The sequence below is a fragment of the Bacillus sp. D7-8 genome (assembly GCF_052055895.1).
Taxonomy (GTDB): domain Bacteria; phylum Bacillota; class Bacilli; order Bacillales; family Bacillaceae; genus Bacillus; species Bacillus velezensis.
Map to the genome: position 1 here is coordinate 2,617,045 of NZ_CP179922.1, position 19,374 is coordinate 2,636,418.

18 protein-coding genes and 2 other annotated features (1 of these 20 only partly in view) are annotated in these 19,374 nt (G+C 47.5%); of the genes, 1 reads left to right on the forward strand and 17 read right to left on the reverse strand.

The window, feature by feature from the left end:
- Positions 1-36 (reverse strand) — a sequence feature (ribosomal protein L21 leader region); it reaches 38 nt to the left of the window's first position.
- 58 nt (positions 37-94) lie between these two features.
- The 13 genes from ACKTRM_RS12775 to ACKTRM_RS12835 form a co-directional block, all read right to left on the reverse strand.
- A complete protein-coding gene (locus ACKTRM_RS12775; RefSeq protein WP_007408169.1) occupies positions 95-961 on the reverse strand; it encodes a M50 family metallopeptidase in 867 nt (288 codons plus the stop codon).
- Positions 954-1,757 carry a M23 family metallopeptidase gene (locus tag ACKTRM_RS12780; protein ID WP_007408168.1) on the reverse strand — a complete coding sequence of 268 codons (804 nt, stop codon included), beginning with the start codon at positions 1,755-1,757 and terminating at the stop codon, positions 954-956. The genes ACKTRM_RS12775 and ACKTRM_RS12780 overlap by 8 nt, the downstream gene beginning before the upstream one ends.
- Positions 1,758-1,884: 127 nt before the next feature.
- Entirely contained in the window at positions 1,885-2,688 is an 804-nt protein-coding gene (minD, locus tag ACKTRM_RS12785; RefSeq protein ID WP_016938784.1) for a septum site-determining protein MinD, read from the reverse strand.
- 2 nt (positions 2,689-2,690) lie between these two features.
- Positions 2,691-3,371 (reverse strand): septum site-determining protein MinC, encoded by a 681-nt coding sequence (gene minC, locus ACKTRM_RS12790; protein WP_012118104.1) that lies wholly within the window; start codon positions 3,369-3,371, stop codon positions 2,691-2,693.
- A gap of 53 nt (positions 3,372-3,424) precedes the next feature.
- A complete protein-coding gene (gene mreD, locus ACKTRM_RS12795) occupies positions 3,425-3,943 on the reverse strand; it encodes a rod shape-determining protein MreD (RefSeq protein ID WP_007408167.1) in 519 nt (172 codons plus the stop codon).
- Positions 3,940-4,803 (reverse strand): rod shape-determining protein MreC, encoded by an 864-nt coding sequence (gene mreC / locus ACKTRM_RS12800; protein WP_007408166.1) that lies wholly within the window; start codon positions 4,801-4,803, stop codon positions 3,940-3,942. The genes mreD and mreC overlap by 4 nt, the downstream gene beginning before the upstream one ends.
- A gap of 30 nt (positions 4,804-4,833) precedes the next feature.
- Positions 4,834-5,847 carry a cell shape-determining protein MreB gene (gene mreB / locus ACKTRM_RS12805; protein WP_003152647.1) on the reverse strand — a complete coding sequence of 338 codons (1,014 nt, stop codon included), beginning with the start codon at positions 5,845-5,847 and terminating at the stop codon, positions 4,834-4,836.
- A gap of 91 nt (positions 5,848-5,938) precedes the next feature.
- Positions 5,939-6,634, reverse strand: coding sequence for a RadC family protein (radC, locus tag ACKTRM_RS12810; protein ID WP_007408165.1), 696 nt, complete (start codon positions 6,632-6,634; stop codon positions 5,939-5,941).
- A gap of 31 nt (positions 6,635-6,665) precedes the next feature.
- Positions 6,666-7,235 (reverse strand): Maf family protein, encoded by a 570-nt coding sequence (locus ACKTRM_RS12815; protein ID WP_012118105.1) that lies wholly within the window; start codon positions 7,233-7,235, stop codon positions 6,666-6,668.
- Between the two features lie 140 nt (positions 7,236-7,375).
- Positions 7,376-8,377 carry an SPOR domain-containing protein gene (locus ACKTRM_RS12820; RefSeq protein ID WP_012118106.1) on the reverse strand — a complete coding sequence of 334 codons (1,002 nt, stop codon included), beginning with the start codon at positions 8,375-8,377 and terminating at the stop codon, positions 7,376-7,378.
- A 126-nt stretch (positions 8,378-8,503) separates the two neighbouring features.
- Complete coding sequence (locus ACKTRM_RS12825; protein WP_012118107.1) at positions 8,504-9,256, reverse strand: prepilin peptidase; 753 nt, start codon at positions 9,254-9,256, stop codon at positions 8,504-8,506.
- 139 nt (positions 9,257-9,395) lie between these two features.
- The gene (locus tag ACKTRM_RS12830; RefSeq protein ID WP_012118108.1) at positions 9,396-10,688 is read right to left on the reverse strand and encodes a bifunctional folylpolyglutamate synthase/dihydrofolate synthase; all 1,293 of its coding nucleotides are present in this window, start codon (positions 10,686-10,688) and stop codon (positions 9,396-9,398) included.
- Between the two features lie 58 nt (positions 10,689-10,746).
- The gene (locus ACKTRM_RS12835) at positions 10,747-13,389 is read right to left on the reverse strand and encodes a valine--tRNA ligase (RefSeq protein ID WP_012118109.1); all 2,643 of its coding nucleotides are present in this window, start codon (positions 13,387-13,389) and stop codon (positions 10,747-10,749) included.
- Between the two features lie 58 nt (positions 13,390-13,447).
- Positions 13,448-13,669 (reverse strand) — a binding site (T-box leader).
- A gap of 172 nt (positions 13,670-13,841) precedes the next feature.
- On the opposite strand from ACKTRM_RS12835, the gene ACKTRM_RS12840 reads away from it, so the two are divergent.
- Complete coding sequence (locus ACKTRM_RS12840) at positions 13,842-14,033, forward strand: hypothetical protein (RefSeq protein ID WP_003152639.1); 192 nt, start codon at positions 13,842-13,844, stop codon at positions 14,031-14,033.
- A 14-nt stretch (positions 14,034-14,047) separates the two neighbouring features.
- On the opposite strand, the gene ysxE is transcribed toward ACKTRM_RS12840, so the two are convergent.
- From ysxE to hemB, 4 genes are all read right to left on the reverse strand, one after another.
- Positions 14,048-15,070 (reverse strand): spore coat protein YsxE, encoded by a 1,023-nt coding sequence (ysxE, locus tag ACKTRM_RS12845; RefSeq protein ID WP_012118110.1) that lies wholly within the window; start codon positions 15,068-15,070, stop codon positions 14,048-14,050.
- A 33-nt stretch (positions 15,071-15,103) separates the two neighbouring features.
- The gene (locus ACKTRM_RS12850) at positions 15,104-16,945 is read right to left on the reverse strand and encodes a LysM peptidoglycan-binding domain-containing protein (protein ID WP_012118111.1); all 1,842 of its coding nucleotides are present in this window, start codon (positions 16,943-16,945) and stop codon (positions 15,104-15,106) included.
- A gap of 132 nt (positions 16,946-17,077) precedes the next feature.
- The gene (gene hemL, locus ACKTRM_RS12855; RefSeq protein WP_012118112.1) at positions 17,078-18,367 is read right to left on the reverse strand and encodes a glutamate-1-semialdehyde 2,1-aminomutase; all 1,290 of its coding nucleotides are present in this window, start codon (positions 18,365-18,367) and stop codon (positions 17,078-17,080) included.
- A gap of 28 nt (positions 18,368-18,395) precedes the next feature.
- Positions 18,396-19,370: a porphobilinogen synthase gene (gene hemB, locus ACKTRM_RS12860; protein WP_015240312.1), complete on the reverse strand. Its 975-nt coding sequence runs from the start codon at positions 19,368-19,370 to the stop codon at positions 18,396-18,398.
- Positions 19,371-19,374: the final 4 nt, after the last annotated feature.

A 19,374-nucleotide genomic window follows, 5' to 3' on the forward strand; every position in this document is an offset into this window, starting at 1 on the left:
GCTCTTATCACCTGTCCCGAGCGGTTGTAGCATTGGTGCTACATCCATAACATTAAAAAATATATCAGAACCAAAAGGATATGTCAATCTATTTCTAGTAAGGCAGCAGCAGGTCTTCCATAGAGGAATCTGTCCGTTTATCGGCAAAATACGCATGAAGCACTTCATTTTCATCGAGCTGGCTGAGCTTTTCGCCGGCTTTTTCAACGATAATGGGGTGCTTGCATCCCCGTTTGAATTCGGCCATGACATGCTTTACTTTGGCATCGGCCGCGACCGTCAAAGGATGCAGCATGGCGACATCGCGGTTTTTGCCGTAGTATCTCTCCAAAAGAAACCTCAGCTGAATATAATGCCGCTTCCGGTATTCATCCCATAAAGAAGCGGCGAGAAAGACGAACAGCACCCATGCGCTGACCTGAAGGGGGACGGCCAGCACAATCCAGCAGCAGAGCAAAAGCGCGGAAACGGCTGATGTCTGCAGGCTGAGGAGATGCGCTTTTTGAAAAGCCATTTGTTTAGAGAAGTATAAAAACACGAACTTTCCGCCGTCAAGCGGCCAGATCGGCAAAAGATTGATGAAAAGAATGGAGAGATTATAAAAGGTAAACATCTCAAATGTCTGCTCACTTGCAAAGCCTGACATGAAAAAGAGCCAGGCTGCCGCCTGAAGCCACACATGCTGAAGCGGGCCCGCCAGAATGACCGCGAATTCCTCTTTAAGCGGCCGGTTTCCGTGCTCCTCCACCTCAACCGTCCCGCCGAAAGGGAGCAGAAAGATTCGTTTAATGCGCCACGAAAAAAACACAGCCAGAGCAGCATGCCCCAGCTCATGAACGGATACGACCAGCAAAAGACACAGCAGCGCTTTGATGTGCCCCGTCATAAGACCAAGCCCCATGATAATCCAAAGAAAAGGATGGACATGAATTTTAAAAAGGAGGATGAGCCATTTATTCATCAAATGTGATCACCTGGATCGGATCTATGAATTTATCGCCATCCTGGATCGCGAAATAGTACTGGCCTTTACTTTTATCGTTGAGCTTGATCGAACCGATCTTTTTCCCTTTATCGACAAAGTCGTACAATGAAACGTTAACATCTTTTAGCCGGCCGTAAATGCTGCTGGTATTGTCGGCGTGCTGCACCTTCACCGTCAGCCCTGTTTTTTTATCTTTGCTCACTTCCATAATGTAGCCTTCTTTTACGCTGTCAATGGCTTCGCTGGCGGTTTCGACGACGACGCCTTCTCCGTTATTTTGAAAGTCCTGCTGGATTTTCCCCGCGGCAGGAACGGCCATATCCTGACTGACCGCCACCTGACCGTCCTTCTTTTTCGTTCCCGGCGTAAGAAAAGCGAGCGGGTTTCCGAAGGAAGATACGAACCAATTGCTTACGGCAGCAAACTGAAATTCTTTTTGAAAGGTTTGTGCGATCGCCGGTTTGATCTGACTCAGCGGCTGTTTGTCAGTTTTATAGGCAATAGCGGAGATCAGTACGAGACAGGCGGCCAGCAGGCATTTTAAAATAATAGAATGAGCGCTGATCAATGGATGCCGTCCGTTAAATTCGGGCGGGTGTTCCGTTTGATATTCGTAGTCCGGAAGAAGTTTGTGCTTTTCCTGCTCCTTGACCGTCTGCCACGCGGGAAAATTCTGCGTTTGGGCGTTTTGAACGAAAGTCCGTTTTGATTCAGGCCGCTGTTTTCTTCTTTTGGCCAGTCTTTTTCTAATTTCATCAGCTCTGTGACTCATCGCCATCATCCTTTGCAATCGTTGGGTTTGTACATCCTATGTCTTGTCCATTGCAAATATGCGCTCTTGAAAAACAAAAAAGACCTGATAAGCTGGGCTTCATCAGATCTTTGTATTCTGGTATATATTATGAACGCACGCCGAAAAATGACTTGATTTTCGCCATCATCCCTTTTTGCTGCTCTTCAAGCACCTGCAAAGGAACGGATTCTCCTAAAATGCGCCGGGCGATATTGCGGTACGCAATGCTGGCGCGGTTTTTGGAATTCATGGCAATCGGTTCGCCGATATTTGAAGCCCTGATCACTTCATCATCGTCAGCAACGATTCCGAGGAGATCAATAGACAGATGATGAACAACTTCATCCACATCCATCGTGTCACCGTTTTTCATCAGGTGATTTCTGATGCGGTTCACGATAAGGCGCGGCGGTTCGATATCTTCCTGCTCCAAAAGTCCGATAATGCGGTCAGCGTCCCGCACCGCTGATATTTCCGGCGTCGTCACAACAATCGCCTTATCAGCTCCGGAGACGGCATTTTTATAGCCTTGTTCAATTCCGGCCGGACAATCAATAATGACATAATCAAATTCCTGCTTAAGCTCCTGCACAAGCGATTTGATCTGCTCAGGGACAACAGCCGTCTTGTCGCTTGTCTGGGCAGCCGGCATTAAATGAAGCAGATCATCAAAACGTTTGTCTTTGACAAGCGCCTGATGCGTCTTGCATCTGCCTTCAATTACATCTACTAAGTCGTAAATAATTCTGTTTTCAAGACCCATTACGACATCAAGGTTGCGCAGTCCGATATCTGTGTCTACCAAACAGACGCGCTTCCCTAAAATGGCTAAGGCGGTACCGAGGTTTGCAGATGTTGTTGTTTTACCTACTCCGCCTTTTCCCGAAGTTATTACGATAGCCTCACCCAATTTCACATTCCTCCCTCAAGCCTTGTTAGATCAGGTCTTAAATGAGCCAATTGCTGAAGGCGTTCAATGACCATATTTCCGTCAGTATCTAAATAAGCACATTCCATGTCGTTCCCTTTTTGAATGTGGTCTGGGGAGCGATTTAACACGTGATTGATCCTCAATTGTGTCGGCATCATTTCTGATGCGGCGATCACAGCCCGGTTATTTCCGTTATAACCCGCGTGGGCAATCCCTTTTAATGAACCGAGAACAAATATATTTCCTCCGGCTCTGATCGTACCGCCGGGATTCACATCTCCGATTAAAAGCAAATCTCCCGTCACGTGAAGCACCTGGCCCGAACGGACGATTTTGGAAACAGAAACAATTTCCTGCTCCTCTTTCATCCGCTGCGCTTCTTCTTTGGCGATGACTTCACTGTCAATTGAATGCACGACTAAATCTTTCTTTGACGCGATCAGATCAGTCAGCTTCTCTGCCTGTTCCTGATACAGATACCGATGCCCGAGTTTAATATGAACACTGATTTTTTGGCCTTTGCCATCAGTATATTGTTCAATCGACAGCATGTTTTGAAGACCATCGAGAAGCTCATCAAAAGAACACGCATCATCCAGATGCAATGTTAAGCCGTTTTTTGTTCCTTTTATTGTTACATATTGCTGCTTTTTGGTCTTCATCAATGTTCACCTCAACAACATACTCTTTTCGTCAAAAAAAGATAAAATCCTTTTTACTCATCTCTTAATTCTTTCTTCAGACTTATATAAAACAGCCTGAAGGGCAGGACTAATATAACGGCTCCCGCAATATTCAGCAAAGCGGTCGGCAAGAACCTCTGAATGACAAAATCGTTAAATGTCATTGTGCCGCTGCGGATTAACGTCTGGATGCCGTAGACGTAAAATTCAAGCACACATACGCTCAGCACCGCAACCAGAATGACCATCAGGGCGTTTGTCTGCAGCACTTTAAACGCTTTGGCCGCCAGATAGCATAAACCGGCAAAACCAAACATATAAACGCCTAAAACACCCGTATAATTGATGTCATAAAGAAATCCGAAAATCAAACCGTAGATCACCGCATGCTTTTGGTTGATATAAGCGGACATAAAAATCAGCGCAAGCAAAAGAAAATGCGGAACGACCTGCTGCTCGACGGAAACGAAAGGAAAACGCACCAGATCGGTATAGATGCTTTCCGCACAAAAGACCAAAATCATAATCAAAGGGAGAAGGAAACGTTTCACGATCCTTCCTCCCCTGTTGCTACGCTTCGGTTCACGACGATGACATGGTCAAGATCGTACAGATCGGCAGCCGGTTTCACGTAAGCGATTTTCGTCAGGCCGTAAGCATCTGATTCTACATCGGTCACTTCCCCGACCGTCAGCCCTTGAGGAAATACGCCGCCCGTTCCGGATGTCTCCACGAGGTCACCTTTTTTCACTTCACGTTTTTCATCCGGCTCAAGGATGGTCATTTTCAGAGTCTGTTTCTTTTTATCATACCCTTCAATTAAACCGTAGCCTTTGCTTCCCTTTTTGCCGGAGATTTTGGTGGCCACTCTGTTATTGCGGTCAACATCGCTCAGCAGCTGAACGGCGGATGTGAAACTGTTGAGTCCGCTGCTTTTGATCTTCCCGACCAGCGCACCCTTTTCGTTCGTGACAGCCATGTCTTTGGCCACTTTCTGCTTCGTTCCCTTATTGATCATGATCTGCTTGTACCATTGATCAGGGTTTCTGGCGATAACGGTCGCTAAAATCGGATCATAGTCGGAAATTGATTTGACATGCCCGAGTTCATCACGCAGCTTCTTGTTTTCATCTTTGAGTTCTTGGAGCTTCGCTTCATATTGTGTCTGTCCGTCCAGCTTTTGTCTTAAGCGTTCGTTTTCCTTGTACGTGTTTTTCAGGTCTTTTATGTCCCCGAAGAACCCTGCAAAATATTCGGCAGGCGTGTGAAAAATGTTTTGAAATACTCCCGTCGTATCACCGATCAGCTTTTCAGGCCAGGTGGTATTACGGCCGTTCTTCAGCGAGAATCCAATCATAGCCACCAATATGATAATACACAGAAGTAATAGCATTAACCGTTTGTTCGGCATCGTGATACACCTCTTCTATTTAACTCCTGATTATCTTGTTTTTCCTTTGAAAAGATGGATGTGCTCCAGTGCTTTTCCAGTGCCGATCGCAACACAATCCAGCGGATCTTCAGCGATAAGAACAGGCATTTTCGTTTCGTCGCTGATGACTTTGTCGAGATTGCGGAGCAGGGCGCCTCCCCCTGTTAATACAATACCTCTGTCCATAATATCAGCGGCCAGCTCAGGCGGTGTTTTTTCAAGCGTGCTCTTCACCGCGTCAACGATTGAGAGAACTGTATCACGCAGTGCATTTGCAATTTCCGTTCCCGTGATTTCGATCGTTTTCGGCAGACCTGTCAGAAGATCGCGGCCGCGGATTTCCATTGACGCATTTTCTTCACCGGTTTCTGCTGAACCGATTTCCATTTTAATAGCTTCCGCCGTACGGTCACCGATCATCAGATTATATGTTTTTCTGATATAGCTGATGATTGAGTCGTCCATTTCGTCACCGGCTACGCGGATTGACTGAGATGTGACAATGCCGCCTAAAGAAATGATCGCCACTTCAGTTGTTCCGCCGCCGATATCAACGACCATGCTGCCCGTCGGCTCCCATACCGGAAGATTCGCGCCGATTGCTGCTGCAAACGGTTCTTCAATCGGATAAGCGTCACGTGCGCCCGCTTGTCTTGTCGCGTCGATGACCGCCCGTTCTTCAACGGCCGTAATACCTGACGGCACACACACCATAACGTAAGGCTTTCTCGCAAACAATCCTTTATTTTTCACAGCCTGATTAATGTAGTATTTCATCATTGTCGCAGTTGTTTCATAGTCAGCGATAACGCCGTCTTTCATCGGACGGAGCGCGACCACGTTGCCCGGAGTTCTTCCGATCATGTTTTTCGCATCGTTACCGACCGCAACGATGGACTTCGTATCCGTTTGCAGAGCAACGACAGACGGCTCTCTCACTACGATTCCTTTTCCTTTAACAAACACAAGCGTATTCGCGGTTCCCAAATCTATACCAAGGTCTCTTGTACCAATTCCGAACATATGTATGTATCTTCCTTTCTTAAAGCAAAAATACCCTAAAGGGAAAAACTCATAAAATCTATTATATCTTAAATCAACGAAAAAAAAAGTGTTACAAATATCCTTTTTCCTTTAAACTCACAAATTTTTTGTCACCAATGACCAAATGATCCAGCAGCTCGATGCCGATTAAATTTCCGCACTCAAAAAGCCGCCTGGTTACCTCTATATCTTCCCTGCTCGGTGTAGGATCTCCTGAAGGATGATTGTGAACACAAATGAAGGACGCGGCGGATCGTTTGAAAGCTTCTTTAAACACCTCCCGCGGGTGGACAATAGATGAATTCAGACTTCCGATAAAAACGGTGCGTTTATGAATGACTTGATTTTTGGTATTTAAATATAAACAGACAAAATGCTCCTGGGATAAAAAGCGCATATCCTCCATCACATACTTCGCCCCGTCTTCCGGAGAGCGGATGACGCAATGCTCCCCGGCGGATGTCTTATGAATGCGGCTCCCCAGCTCAATTGCGGCAAGAATCTGAACGGCTTTCACCGTGCCGATTCCCGGAATGCTGGAAAGCTCCTGGGCAGAGGCGCCTTTTAACAGTCGCAGCCCGTCAAACGTCCGCAGCAGCCGGTGAGCGAGGTTCATGACGGACTCATGTTTCGTTCCCGTCCGCAGCAGGATGGCGAGCAATTCATTGTTAGAGAGATGTTCGGCTCCGAAGTGCAGAAGCCGCTCTCTCGGTTTTTCTTTTTCGGGGAAATCTCTTAATTTTAACGGCAGATCACGGATGATCAACCCCTCCTTGTTCCCCTTCCCGGTTTGAACATCAAGCTTTTATATTAAATTCTTTCAAGGCTCTCATTGTTTTAGCGACAGGAAGCCCGACGACAGAATAAAAATCACCGTCTATTTTTTTCACTAAAAGCGCGCCTTTTCCTTGGATGCCGTATGCACCTGCTTTATCCATCGGTTCTTTTGTTTCAATGTAGAGCTGTATGTCGTCTTCACTGAGCGGCCAAAACGTCACTTCCGTCGTGTCACAGAACGTTTCTTTCCGGTCATGCGTCTGAATGCTGACCGCCGTAATGACTTGATGGCTTCGGCCGGAAAGCCTCCGCAGCATGTGTGCCGCTTCTTCTCTGTCATGCGGTTTGCCGAGGCATTCGCCGTCTATGCACACCATCGTGTCAGCCCCGATAACGACTGCATCGGGATTTTCGGCCAATACAGCACCGGCTTTTTGCTCGGCCAAACATTGGACGTTTTCTTCCGGCGAAAGGTTTCGATTTAATTTTTCTTCTGTGCGGCTTGCAATAATGCTGTAAGGAATCTGAAGAAGATTAAGGAGTTCTTTTCTTCGCGGAGATTGTGATGCGAGTATTAAGCGTTTTGTCATGATTGTCATCCTTTCAGGGTTTGCTTAAGAAAAAAAGATACTTGTCTATCCTACCAAATCAAACGGGCAACCACAATTTCAGAAAAATAACTTTTTGATGACAAAATAAAAAATCCCGCCGGATGACGGGAAATGAGATACTATTTTACAACACTTAAAAGCTCTTTTTGGGCTTTCCAGCCGGATTCCGAACCCGACGTTTCCAGTTCTTTCAGCGCTTGAAGCACGGCCTCTTTCTGCTTTTTGTCAGCGGCGTCTGCACCGTCTGCCGCTTTTGCTGCTTCAGCCACTTCCGTTTTTGAAAGATCTTTGCCGGTAATCGCTTTGGCGGAGAGCTCAGATGCTTGTTTAAAAGAGTCTTCCAGTCCTGAATCGACAGCAAAGCTGAGCTCTTTTCCGCCCCAAGCCTCAAAATCATGGTCTATCAGTGTCTGACCCAATTGCTGTGATAAGCTTTTTTCCGCTGCAAGCCCGGCGATCACGTATGTGTATCCGTCTTCTTTAGCCAGAGAGACGGCCGAGTATCCTTTTTCAGTCAGCTGGTCAACAAGGGTTTGCGCTCCTTTTTCTGATGAAAATTTTCCGGCCTGCACCGCATATGTTTTATAATTTCCCTCTGAAGATTCCGCATCTCCTGTGCCGGCTGTTTCCGATTTGTCTTTAGAAACATCTCCCGCTTTCGCCGTCTGCCCTTGTGAACCTTTGTCAGCTGATGCTGGAGCGGAGGCTTCTTTACTTCCCGACATATTTAAGGCGACAAGGCCGAGCCCGGTGCCTAAAACAGCCGCAACGGCAATTGTCGTGACCGCTTTTTTAACTGGAGAAGACGGCTGCTTTTTTTTCGGAAAATGAGGGCCGTTTTTTTTCTTCTGGTATGGCGGAACGACTTTCGGGTCATCTTCAAATACCTCAGAATTCTTCTCATGATCCCAATTGAAATCTTCTTCTTTCGGATCTTCATGGGATGCGGCGGTCTCCTGCTCCGCCTTTTTTGTTTCTTCCCAATTTGAAAATGTGACGGTTTTCTCCCCGCCTTCTTTCACATCTTCTTGTCCATACATCGTTTCTTCTTGTCCGTTAATGGTTACTTTAAGGGCATTGTTTTTGGCTTTGCTGTGCTTTTTGCTCTTCCTTTTTTTCAACGTCTCTTCCCCCTTGCATTCGTCTTGGCCGTACCTTGAACTGATCATGGTTCACACTTTAGCATAGGCGAAAAAAAAAAGAACAAGACTTTTGTCGTCTTGTCCAAAAAACGTTCGCCAAATTTTTCAAGCCCCTCCTGAAGCGAGCTTGATGTAAAACGAAAACAGCTCTTCACCGTATAAATAACTCAAAGCGCTCCCGGCTGAGATGGCCGGCGCAAACGGAAATGGCTGCTTTTTACCAAGCCTGCCCCGGGCTGCGGCGCACATACCGTATACGGCTCCGATCATAACGGAAAGAAAGAATGCAATGAGCACGAGCTTTACGCCGAGCGTCAGGCCGATCACCCCAAACAGTTTCACATCACCTGCGCCGATGCCTCCTTTACTGACAAACATGATAAAAACAAGCAGAAAAAATCCGCAAACGGCTCCGGCAAACCCTGCATACCATGAATCCAGCGGAGAAAACATACGCCCGGCGATGAAAAGCGGAAGAAAAAACAGCAGAACTTTGTCAGGAATCAGCATATATTGCAGATCCGTCATAGTAACAATCATGAGCAGAGACAGAAATAACAGCGCGACTAACAGTTCTTTTGAGAAACCGAAATGAATGCCTGCAGCCGTGAATAAACATGCCGTCCAGCATTCCGCCGCCGGATACATAACCGACAGCTTCGCACGGCAGTTTCTGCATCTGCCTCTTTGCAGAATATAGGAAACGACGGGCACAAGCTCCCCCCAGGAGAGCGGCAAGCGGCAAAACGAACAGGCTGAACGCGGCGAAATAACCGAGATTCGCAGCGGGATACGGCACGCTGCTGTATAAAAAAAAGAACCGAAAATCAAGCCTAGAAAAAACAGAATCAAAAGCACTCAGACCACACCTTTACTATCAATCTGGCTCAGATTATAGCAAAGAAAAACACCATGACTAAAATGGCTGAAAATATATTTTCAGCATAAAAACACCCGGCAAAACCGGAAAATGGTCCGTCGGGCATCCGAGGGGCTGTCAGATAAGCCGCTTTCTCATTTCTGAAATAAAGTATAAGGAGCCGGTAATGATGATGACATCATCCGCACCATCTTTTTGTTCAATCCACTCTTTCACACTGTCCGGGTTCTCATCGAAGCTCTTATCCGCTAGACTGCTTGCGTTATAAAGGGCTTCGGCGCTTGAAGCACGCGGAAAGTCAAATGATACAAAGTGAATGGAATCCGCTTCGGTTTCAAGCTTTTTAATCATTTCCTGATACGGTTTGTCTTTTAATGCGCTGAATACGACATGGACGTTTTTACCGGCAAAGCGCTGGCGGATCGTTTCTGTCAGCGTTTCAACGCCCTCTTCGTTATGCGCGCCGTCCGCAAACACTAAAGGGCGGCTTTGAAGACGTTCAAACCGGCCCGGCCACGATGCTTTTTTCAGGCCGTTTCGCATCGCTTCTTCAGAAATGGCTGCGGCTCCCAGACGATTCACCCATTCAGCGGCCAATATCGCCAATGCCGCATTCTGCCTTTGGTGAATGCCGATCAGCGACGTTTGAATGTTTTCATAGCATTTCGTTTCCGTTTCCAGCGAAAAGCTTTCACCGGACGGAAGCGCCGCTTCATTAAACAGTCTGCACGTTTTATATAGTGACTGATACGGAGCCTGCTTTTTTTCGGCTTCCGCTTCAATAACGCCGAGTGCTTCCGGCTGATTGACGCCCGTAATAACCGGAATGGAATTTTTAATGATACCGGCTTTCTGCCCGGCGATCTCCTCGATGGTATTGCCTAAAATCGCCATATGGTCATGTCCGATACTTGTAATGACCGACAGGAGCGGATTCACAATATTGGTTGAATCAAATGTGCCGCCGAGCCCCGCTTCAAAAATGACAAAATCGATATCAGCCCGCTTCGCAAAATATAAAAATGCACACGCTGTAATGATTTCAAATTCTGTCACCGTTCCGGCATCGGTCTTATCAAGCTCATCGACTATCGGTTTTATGTCATTAACGAGCGTTCTCCATTCCTCATCAGAAATCGGCGTGCCGTTGACGCTGATACGCTCATTAAACGTAATAATGTAAGGCGATGTGAACGTGCCGACCGTATAACCGGATTCTTGAAGCACGGAACGGATAAAAGCGACAGTCGATCCTTTGCCGTTTGTGCCCGCCACATGAATGGCGCGAATGTTCTTTTCCGGGTGTTCCAGTTTTTCCATCAGCTTTTCCATACGGAGAAGGCCCGGCTTAACGCCGAACTTGAGTCTGCCGTGAATCCAGCTGATCGCTTCTTTGTACGTATTAAACAATGAAATCCCCTCTTTTATACGACAAGGCGGTTTCTTAGGAAACCGCCCCGCTGTTTTATCAGCCTTTCAGCTCTGCAATCCGCTGCCGGACAGCTTCGCGTTTTGCCGTGTAGTCTTTCTCTTTTCCGCGTTCTTCTTCAATGACATGCTCAGGAGCTTTTTTAATGAATCCTTCGTTGCCGAGTTTTTTCTGAACGCGTTCGACCTCTTTTGTCAGCTTGTCGAATTCTTTTTGCAGACGGGCGATCTCCTCATCAATGTTAATCAGCCCTTCAAGCGGCAGAATGACTTCCGCTCCGGTGACGACCGCTGTCATCGCTTTGTCTGCCGCAGTGATATCCGTCCCGATTTTCAGCGTGCTCGGATTCGTAAAGCGTTCAACGTAAGAACGGTTCTTCTCAAGGCGGCCGGCAATGTCTTCGGTAGATGTTTTAATGTAAAGTTCAACCTGCTTGCTCATCGGCGTGTTGACTTCGCTCCGGATATTGCGGACAGAACGGATTAATTCAACGAGCAGTTTCATATCCGCCGCTGCCTCTTTATCCGTATGCTCCGGCACCGGAACCGGCCAAGAGCTGATCGTGATTGACTCGCCTTCATGAGGAAGGTGCTGCCAGATTTCTTCCGTTAAGAATGGCATAAACGGGTGAAGAAGACGCATCGTCTGGTCAAGCACGTATGCCAGAACAGAACGGGTTGTTTTCTTCGCCGCTTCATCTTCCCCGTACAGCGGAAGCTTCGCCATTTCGATATACCAGTCGCACACATCGTCCCAGATAAAGTTGTACAGGTGGCGTCCGACTTCACCGAATTCATAACGATCCGCAAGCTGGGTTACGTCTTCTATCGTTTCATTCAGTCTTGTGAGGATCCACTTATCAGCAACTGATTTTTCACCGGACAGATCAAGCTCGTCATACGTCATGCCGTCCATGTTCATTAATGCAAAACGGGAGGCGTTCCAAATTTTATTTGCGAAATTCCATGTGGATTCCACTTTTTCATAGCTGAAACGGAGATCCTGTCCCGGTGAACTTCCGGTTGCCAGGAAATAGCGCAGGGAATCCGCTCCGTACTTGTCGATGACATCCATCGGGTCCACGCCGTTCCCAAGGGATTTACTCATTTTTCTGCCCTGCTCGTCACGGATTAAGCCGTGAATCAGCACGTCTTTGAACGGACGCTCGCCGGTAAACTCAAGACCTTGGAAAATCATCCGGGATACCCAGAAGAAAATGATGTCATATCCCGTTACAAGAACATCGGTTGAGTAATACCGCTTAAAGTCTTCAGCGTTTTCATCAGGCCAGCCCATTGTAGAAAACGGCCAAAGCGCGGAGCTGAACCATGTATCAAGCACGTCTGAATCCTGTTCCCAATTCTCACTGTCCTCAGGCGCCTCAAGGCCGACGTACACTTCTTTTGTTTCTTTATGATACCAAGCCGGGATGCGGTGGCCCCACCACAGCTGACGGGAAATACACCAATCACGGATATTTTCCATCCAATGCAGGTACGTTTTCTCGAAACGGTCTGGAACGAAGTGAACTTTCTCTTCTTTTGACTGAAGGTCAACCGCAGCATCGGCCAGCGGCTGCATTTTGACAAACCATTGTGTGGACAGGTACGGCTCAACAACGGCGCCGCTTCTCTCACTATGTCCGACAGAATGCATATGGTCTTCGATTTTAAAGAGAACACCGGATTCCTGAAGATCTTTGACGAGTTTTTTGCGGCATTCAAACCGGTCCATGCCGTTATATTGCAGCGCTTTTTCATTCATTGTTCCGTCTTCATTCATGACGAGAATCCGCTCTAAATTGTGGCGGTTTCCGAGTTCAAAATCATTCGGGTCATGGGCAGGCGTGATTTTAACGGCGCCTGATCCGAATTCCATATCAACATAATCATCGCCGACAATCGGAATTTCACGGTTTGTAATCGGCAGAATCACCGTTTTGCCGATTAAGTGCTTGTAGCGCTCATCTTCAGGATGAACCGCGACAGCCGTGTCGCCAAGCATTGTTTCCGGACGGGTGGTCGCGATTTCAATTGAGCCTGAACCGTCTGCTAACGGATAGCGCAAATGATAAAACGCGCCCTGTACGTCTTTGTAAATCACTTCAATATCGGATAAAGCCGTTTTTGTGGCAGGGTCCCAGTTGATGATATATTCGCCTCTGTAAATCAAGCCTTTTTTGTACAGCTTGACGAATACTTCCCGCACGGCTTTGTTCAGCCCTTCATCAAGAGTAAAACGTTCGCGTGAATAATCGAGTCCGAGTCCCATCTTAGCCCATTGGCTGCGGATGAAATCAGCATACTCTTCCTTCCACTTCCACGTTTCTTCTAAAAACTTTTCACGGCCGAGGTCATAACGGCTTGTGCCCTGTTCGCGGAGCTTCGCTTCGACTTTTGCCTGAGTGGCGATGCCGGCGTGGTCCATGCCCGGAAGCCAGAGCACGTCATAGCCCTGCATGCGTTTCATACGCGTAACGATATCTTGCAGCGTCGTATCCCACGCATGTCCGAGGTGCAGCCTGCCCGTCACGTTCGGCGGCGGAATGACGACAGAATACGGCTGTTTCGTTTGATCGCCGCCCGCTTCAAAATATTTTCCTTTCAGCCAAAAATCATAGCGGCCTTTTTCAATCGCAGACGGATCATATTTTGTCGGCATTGTTTGTTCATTTGTATCCATGATAACCCTCCAGCATGTTTAGAAATGGCTGAGCAACTAAAAAAGAGCCTTCATCCTGATAAAGGACGAAAAGCTCTTTCGCGGTACCACCTTTTTTCATGAACAGATTTGTTCATGCACTTAAACGGATAACGGGTGCGGCCCGAATTTCTCTACTGTATGTTCAAGAAATTATGCTCCCGGGCGACCTTCCAATGAGACGGCATAAGAAGCCTTTCAGCACAGTAGCTTCTCTCTCTTCATGCGTCTTTCTTGTACTCTTCCCGTTCAAAGCAGGTGTATTTATATCAGCTCATGATCTTATTTATTATGTTCTTTATTATAGTAAAAGTGTTTTTGATTCGTCAATCATCTTTTCCAAAAACCGCTGCCGTCATACATAAATGGGCATGCACCACGCCCTTTCCCTTACATACGATACATAGAAAGGCGAATGTGAGGAGGAATTGCCCGTGAGAAAAAAATTCAATTCTTATTCGCTCCCCCAATGGGCCAGACAGGTCCGCCTTGTATCCGTGCAAGTCATTATCCCGATTACGATCTTTCAGGGGATCAGGACGATTTTCTTTCCGACGACTTTTGATGTCCTGCTGCTTGCCATCCTGCTGTTTTTAGCGTGCGCCCTGCATTTGGAATGGATATAAAAAAACGAGTCCCGTTATGAAGAGGACTCGTTTTCCGCTTTTATTTTTTTCTCCCGCTCAATCTGATGAACCTTCATGAGAAAAGGCTCAACATTTTTCATCTGCCAAAACGCTCTTAATAATTGCGTGCACTCTTCTTTTTCAGAGCCCCTTTGGCCGGTCTGATACCGTTTCAGCACTTTGTACATGGCGGACGGATAAGCCATATAGCTGAGAAACAGGCTGATTTCCGCTTCACGGAGCGGGAATGATTTGTGATACGTATAAAACCAGTCCAGACATTCCGGGCATGCTTTCGGATAGCTTCTGAACATTCTGGAGTAAAAGCCGAGCAGGTCGTTTTGCGGAGGGCCCAGCGCAGCTTTCTCGAAATTCGTGAAAAAGCCCGATCCCGCATCATTATACAGAAAGTGGCGGCTCGATAAGCTGCCGTGGTTGATCACCGCTCTCGTCTTGTCATGATCCTTTGCCGCGTCAAACCATTCTTCCAGACGTTCCAGAGCGAAATTGACGGCGGAAACCGTTTCTGTAAGATACGTAACAGCCTGCAGTTCAAAAGGTGAAAGATACCACTCTTTTTCCGCCCGGTCGGCGAATTGTTCATAGACAAGCTTATCATTTTCCCAATCTCTTTTCGTTGCTTCATAAAAGCCGCTGATATCTTCAGTCCGGATTTGGATGTCCCGCACAGTCGCAGAATGGAGCTTCGCGACCTCTTTAAAAAGGTAAACATGTTTTTGATCCCGTTCCTCTTCCTGATCGTACTGAAGCCAAGGCATTAAATAATAAGAATTCTCCGTCTGTCTTCCCGCAAAAAAATCGCCGGCATACGTGCGGCAGATCGGCACAAATGATCGGTACCCTTTCTCCTCAATCTCAATCATAAGATCCGTAAATTCACTGCTGCGGGCCGGCTTGAGCTGTTTCAAAGCAAAAATGCCGTAGTTTGAGTAGACCTTCCAAACATGCGGGCTGACAGGCTCAATATACTCAGCCGCCAGCCCGTATTCCTGAAGCACTGATTGGACTGCTTCCATTCCATTCACCACATTTTTACGGCCTCTTTGTGCTTACGCATGGCTGTTATTATATTCAGGTATATACAGAAGCTGACCTTCTTCAAGCTCGTCATCAAACGATAAAGCATTCGTTCTGATGAGCTGCTGGGATGTTATGTCATATCGTTCACACACCCGGTCGATAGTATCTTGCTGCTGTACGATACAAATTTTCATTCTTGAAAACTTTTCTTCTTCCCTTGTAAATAATTTTGTCAAGTAATGAGAGTTGTCATTTTCCTTCTGCTCGGTTCCCGGTGCCGCTTCTTCATTCTTTCTTTCAGGCTTAAGCGGCTCAGGCTGTTCAGCTTGCGCCGGCTCCTCAGGCGGCAGTTTGGAAAACTGAAAAGACAAATCGAGAGGCTTCCCGGTTTCCTCCTCCGGCGGCGCCATCTTCCTTACCTCAATTTCGAACCCTACTTCATCCTGAGCCTCTTCTTCAAGCAGCTTAGGAGCGCTGTAAAACTCCTCTTCCTGCTGTTCCGGAACGAACTCGCGATAAACGGGCGCCTGCTCTTCTTGAAAAACCGCAGGCTCATCTTCGTCTTCTGCCGCCTCATGATCGCTCTGACGGAGAAGCGGCTCGGCCTCTGGCTGCTCTTCTTTTTGAAGGAAGGGCTGTTCCGCAATTTTTGGTTTTTCTGCATGCGGAGTCAGAGTGAACGCAGGGAAAACCGGCTCGTTATCATCTTTTGGCTCTTCCTGCACTTCTGCTGAATCATCCTCAAATACAGGTCCATTCCTCACAGCCGACATGATTGCAGGCTCCTCAGCTTCTTCCGGCTTTTCTTCGTGTTGGAAGGAAACGGGAGGAGGAGGCTCAGTAAAGGAAACAGGTTTCGGCACCTCTTCCTGCTCCCTCAGAATCGGGGCAGTCTCCTGCTCTTCTTCTTTCCGCTCCCGCAGAATCGGGGCAGTTTCCTGCTCTTCTTCTTCCCGCTCCCTCAGAATCGGGGCTGCTTCCTGCTCTTCTTCTTCCTGCTCTCTCAGAATCGGGGCAGTTTCTTCCTCTTCTTCTTTGTGCTCCCTCAAAATCGGGGCAGCTTCCTGCTCTTCTTCTTCCCGTTCCCTCAAAATCGGGGCAGTCTCCTGCTCTTCTTCTTCCCGTTCCCTCAGAATCGGGGCAGTCTCCTGCTCTTCTTCTTCCCGTTCCCTCAAAATCGGGGCAGTTTCCTGCTCTTCTTCCCGCTCCCTCAAAATCGGGGCTGCTTCCTGCTCTTCTTCCTCCAGCCTGATTAAAGGCGGGATTTCTTCCTCGTTCTTCTTGGTTTCTTGTGCTGCTTCTTCTGATACAGTCAAAGGTATTTCAGGCTCATGGCGTATCATTAATTCTGGTTCGTTTTCGTCCTCAGAATGATGTCCGGCAAGATTGATCATTTCTTCTCTGGCAAATTCAGGCGCCACGTACAAAGGGATCTCCGGCTCTTTTGGCTCGGATTCCTCAAGCAGCCCTTCAATTGCCAAATCAGCTTGAATGGTTAAGATCCTTGAATCCGTCAGCTGATAATCAAAGGCATCGATAAATACGAAAACATCATTGAGGTGGCTCACTTTATTTTTCGGAATCGTGATGTCCACCGGGAAACAATGAATGAGCTCGGCCGTGCCATCCTCCCTCGCCCTCACTTCCTCTACATGCCTCAGCTCCCTATCAAGCTCTTCAAAATGACTGCTGTGATCTATGTTGTACTCGCCAGTAAGTTCTAATGATCCTTTAATTGAGACATAATCATTTACTTCCTGCACCCTGATGTCAGGGTCTAATGAAATCGAAAGTAATTCAGAAACTTCCTGTCCTTTTTGGAAACAGATTGATTCTTCAACAGAAAATTGCAATCGGTGATTATGCGGCAAGTTCATATCCTCCTTTCATCTAATCCATACAATTAGATGTCACTAAAGGTGTATGCCGCAATCCGGAAAAATATGATAATGGAGGCATTGAAAAAAGCCGATACAAGTCTTGCTTGCATCGGCTTTTCTGTATCAGCGGCTGATCGCCTGGAACACTTTCTCAGCGGCTTGAATGGTATTTTCAATATCCTCCATTGTATGCGCAGTGGAGAGAAACAATCCTTCAAATTGAGACGGCGGCAGAAATACGCCTGCGTCAGCCATCCCTTTATAATATTTAGCGAACAGCTTTAAATCAGATGATTTGGCTGCTTCATAGTTAATGACAGGCTCATTTGTGAAAAAGAAGCCGATCATTGAACCCGCCCGGTTAAACGTGTGCGGAATGCCATGTGCTGCAGCTGCTTTTGAAATGCCTTCTTCAAGCATATCGCCTTTTTTCACAAATTCTTGGTAAGATTCAGGTGTGAGCTGCTGTAACGTCTCAAGTCCCGCTGTCATGGCAAGCGGATTTCCTGACAATGTTCCAGCCTGATAGATCGGACCGCTCGGCGCGATTCGTTCCATAATGTCAGCTTTTCCGCCATACGCACCGACAGGAAGACCGCCGCCGATGACTTTGCCGAGACACGTTAAGTCAGGCGTCACGCCGAAATACCCTTGCGCACAGTTATAATCCACGCGAAAACCGGTCATGACCTCATCAAAAATGAGCAGCGCGCCATACTGTTCCGTCATGTCGCGAAGTCCTTGTAAAAAGCCTTCCTGCGGCGGAACAACGCCCATATTGCCTGCTACCGGTTCAACAATGACCCCGGCAATATCTTCACCGTACTCCCGGAATGCGAGTGCAACGCTTTCCAAGTCGTTGTATGGAACGGTAATCGTATTCATTGCTATTCCTTCCGGCACGCCCGGGCTGTCCGGAAGGCCGAGTGTCGCCACTCCGGATCCCGCTTTGATCAGCAGTGAATCACCATGGCCGTGGTAACAGCCTTCGAATTTCAAAATTTTGTTTCGGCCGGTATATCCTCTTGCCAGACGCAGGGCGCTCATTGTCGCCTCTGTGCCGGAGCTGACCATCCGCACGATTTCAACAGACGGCACACGGTCAATGACCAATTTGGCCAGTTCGTTTTCCACTTCAGTAGATGCCCCGAAACTTGTCCCGTTCTCGGCTACTTTTTTCAGGCTTTCAACGACCCGGTCGTTCGTGTGGCCCAAAATGAGCGGCCCCCAGCTCAGGACGTAGTCGATATATTCATTGCCGTCAATATCAAAAATTTTCGATCCTTTTCCGCGCTGCATAAAGATCGGGTCCATATCGACTGATTTAAACGCGCGCACTGGGCTGTTCACTCCGCCCGGCATCAGTTTCTGCGCTTCTTTAAAAGCGGCTTTTGATTTTTCATAGCTTCTCATCTGCCTCAGCTCCCGTCAAATGAAATCGTTACTCAGCAAGCCATTTTGCTGCGTCTTTTGCATGATACGTCATAATCAGATCGGCTCCTGCACGTTTCATGCTCGTTAAAATTTCCAGCACCATTTCTTTTTCTTTAATCCAGCCGTTTTGGGCTGCCGCTTTCACCATGGAATACTCCCCGCTCACATTATATGCGACCAGCGGCAGGTGATGGCGGTTTTTCACATCACGCATAATATCTAAGTATGACATAGACGGTTTGACGATTAAAAAGTCAGCGCCTTCTGCCGCGTCTGATTCAGCCTCACGGAGCGCTTCCAAGCGGTTGGCCGGATCCATCTGATATGTTTTTCGGTCTCCGAACTGCGGCGTGCTGTCAGCCGCGTCGCGGAACGGACCGTAAAATTCACTTGAATATTTCACGGCATAAGACATGATCGGAATATTCGTGAATCCTTCTTTATCGAGCGCTTCCCTGATCACTGTGACAAAACCGTCCATCATATTTGAAGGAGCGATGATGTCAGCGCCGGCTTTGGCCTGGCTGACGGCTGTCTGCGCCAGCAGTTCAAGCGACTCGTCATTGAGGATTTCTCCGTCTTTCACGACCCCGCAATGGCCGTGATCCGTGTATTCACAGAGACACGTATCAGCGATGACGATCATTTCAGGATAATGCTTTTTAATTTCAGCAATCCCTTTCTGCACAATGCCGTGATCGTGAAAAGCCTGGGTTCCGCAGGCGTCTTTTTCTTCCGGCACGCCGAAAACGATGACCGACTTAATGCCGAGCGATATCAGCTCAGCCATTTCATCCTTTAACAAATCGAGTGATACATGATAAACCCCCGGCATGGAAGGAACTTCTTTTTTTCCTTCGAGTCCTTCAACGACAAATAACGGGTAAATAAAATCTGAGGGGTGAAGACGTGTTTCTTTTACTAAATCTCTCATCGCAGCGTTCGCGCGCAAACGGCGGTGTCTGTTAAATGTTTGATTCATCATT

Bases quoted from the DNA above. Each gene is read 5' to 3' on its own strand.
- ACKTRM_RS12815 (WP_012118105.1), bottom strand. From the start codon at position 7,235: ATGACAAAACGCTTAATACTCGCATCACAATCTCCGCGAAGAAAAGAA.
- ACKTRM_RS12835 (WP_012118109.1), bottom strand. From the start codon at position 13,389: ATGGATACAAATGAACAAACAATGCCGACAAAATATGATCCGTCTGCG.
- ACKTRM_RS12780 (WP_007408168.1), bottom strand. From the start codon at position 1,757: ATGAGTCACAGAGCTGATGAAATTAGAAAAAGACTGGCCAAAAGAAGA.
- ysxE (WP_012118110.1), bottom strand. From the start codon at position 15,070: ATGGAAGCAGTCCAATCAGTGCTTCAGGAATACGGGCTGGCGGCTGAG.
- minC (WP_012118104.1), bottom strand. From the start codon at position 3,371: ATGAAGACCAAAAAGCAGCAATATGTAACAATAAAAGGAACAAAAAAC.
- mreC (WP_007408166.1), bottom strand. From the start codon at position 4,803: ATGCCGAACAAACGGTTAATGCTATTACTTCTGTGTATTATCATATTG.
- hemL (WP_012118112.1), bottom strand. From the start codon at position 18,367: ATGAGAAGCTATGAAAAATCAAAAGCCGCTTTTAAAGAAGCGCAGAAA.
- hemB (WP_015240312.1), bottom strand. From the start codon at position 19,370: ATGAATCAAACATTTAACAGACACCGCCGTTTGCGCGCGAACGCTGCG.
- ACKTRM_RS12775 (WP_007408169.1), bottom strand. From the start codon at position 961: ATGAATAAATGGCTCATCCTCCTTTTTAAAATTCATGTCCATCCTTTT.
- mreB (WP_003152647.1), bottom strand. From the start codon at position 5,847: ATGTTCGGAATTGGTACAAGAGACCTTGGTATAGATTTGGGAACCGCG.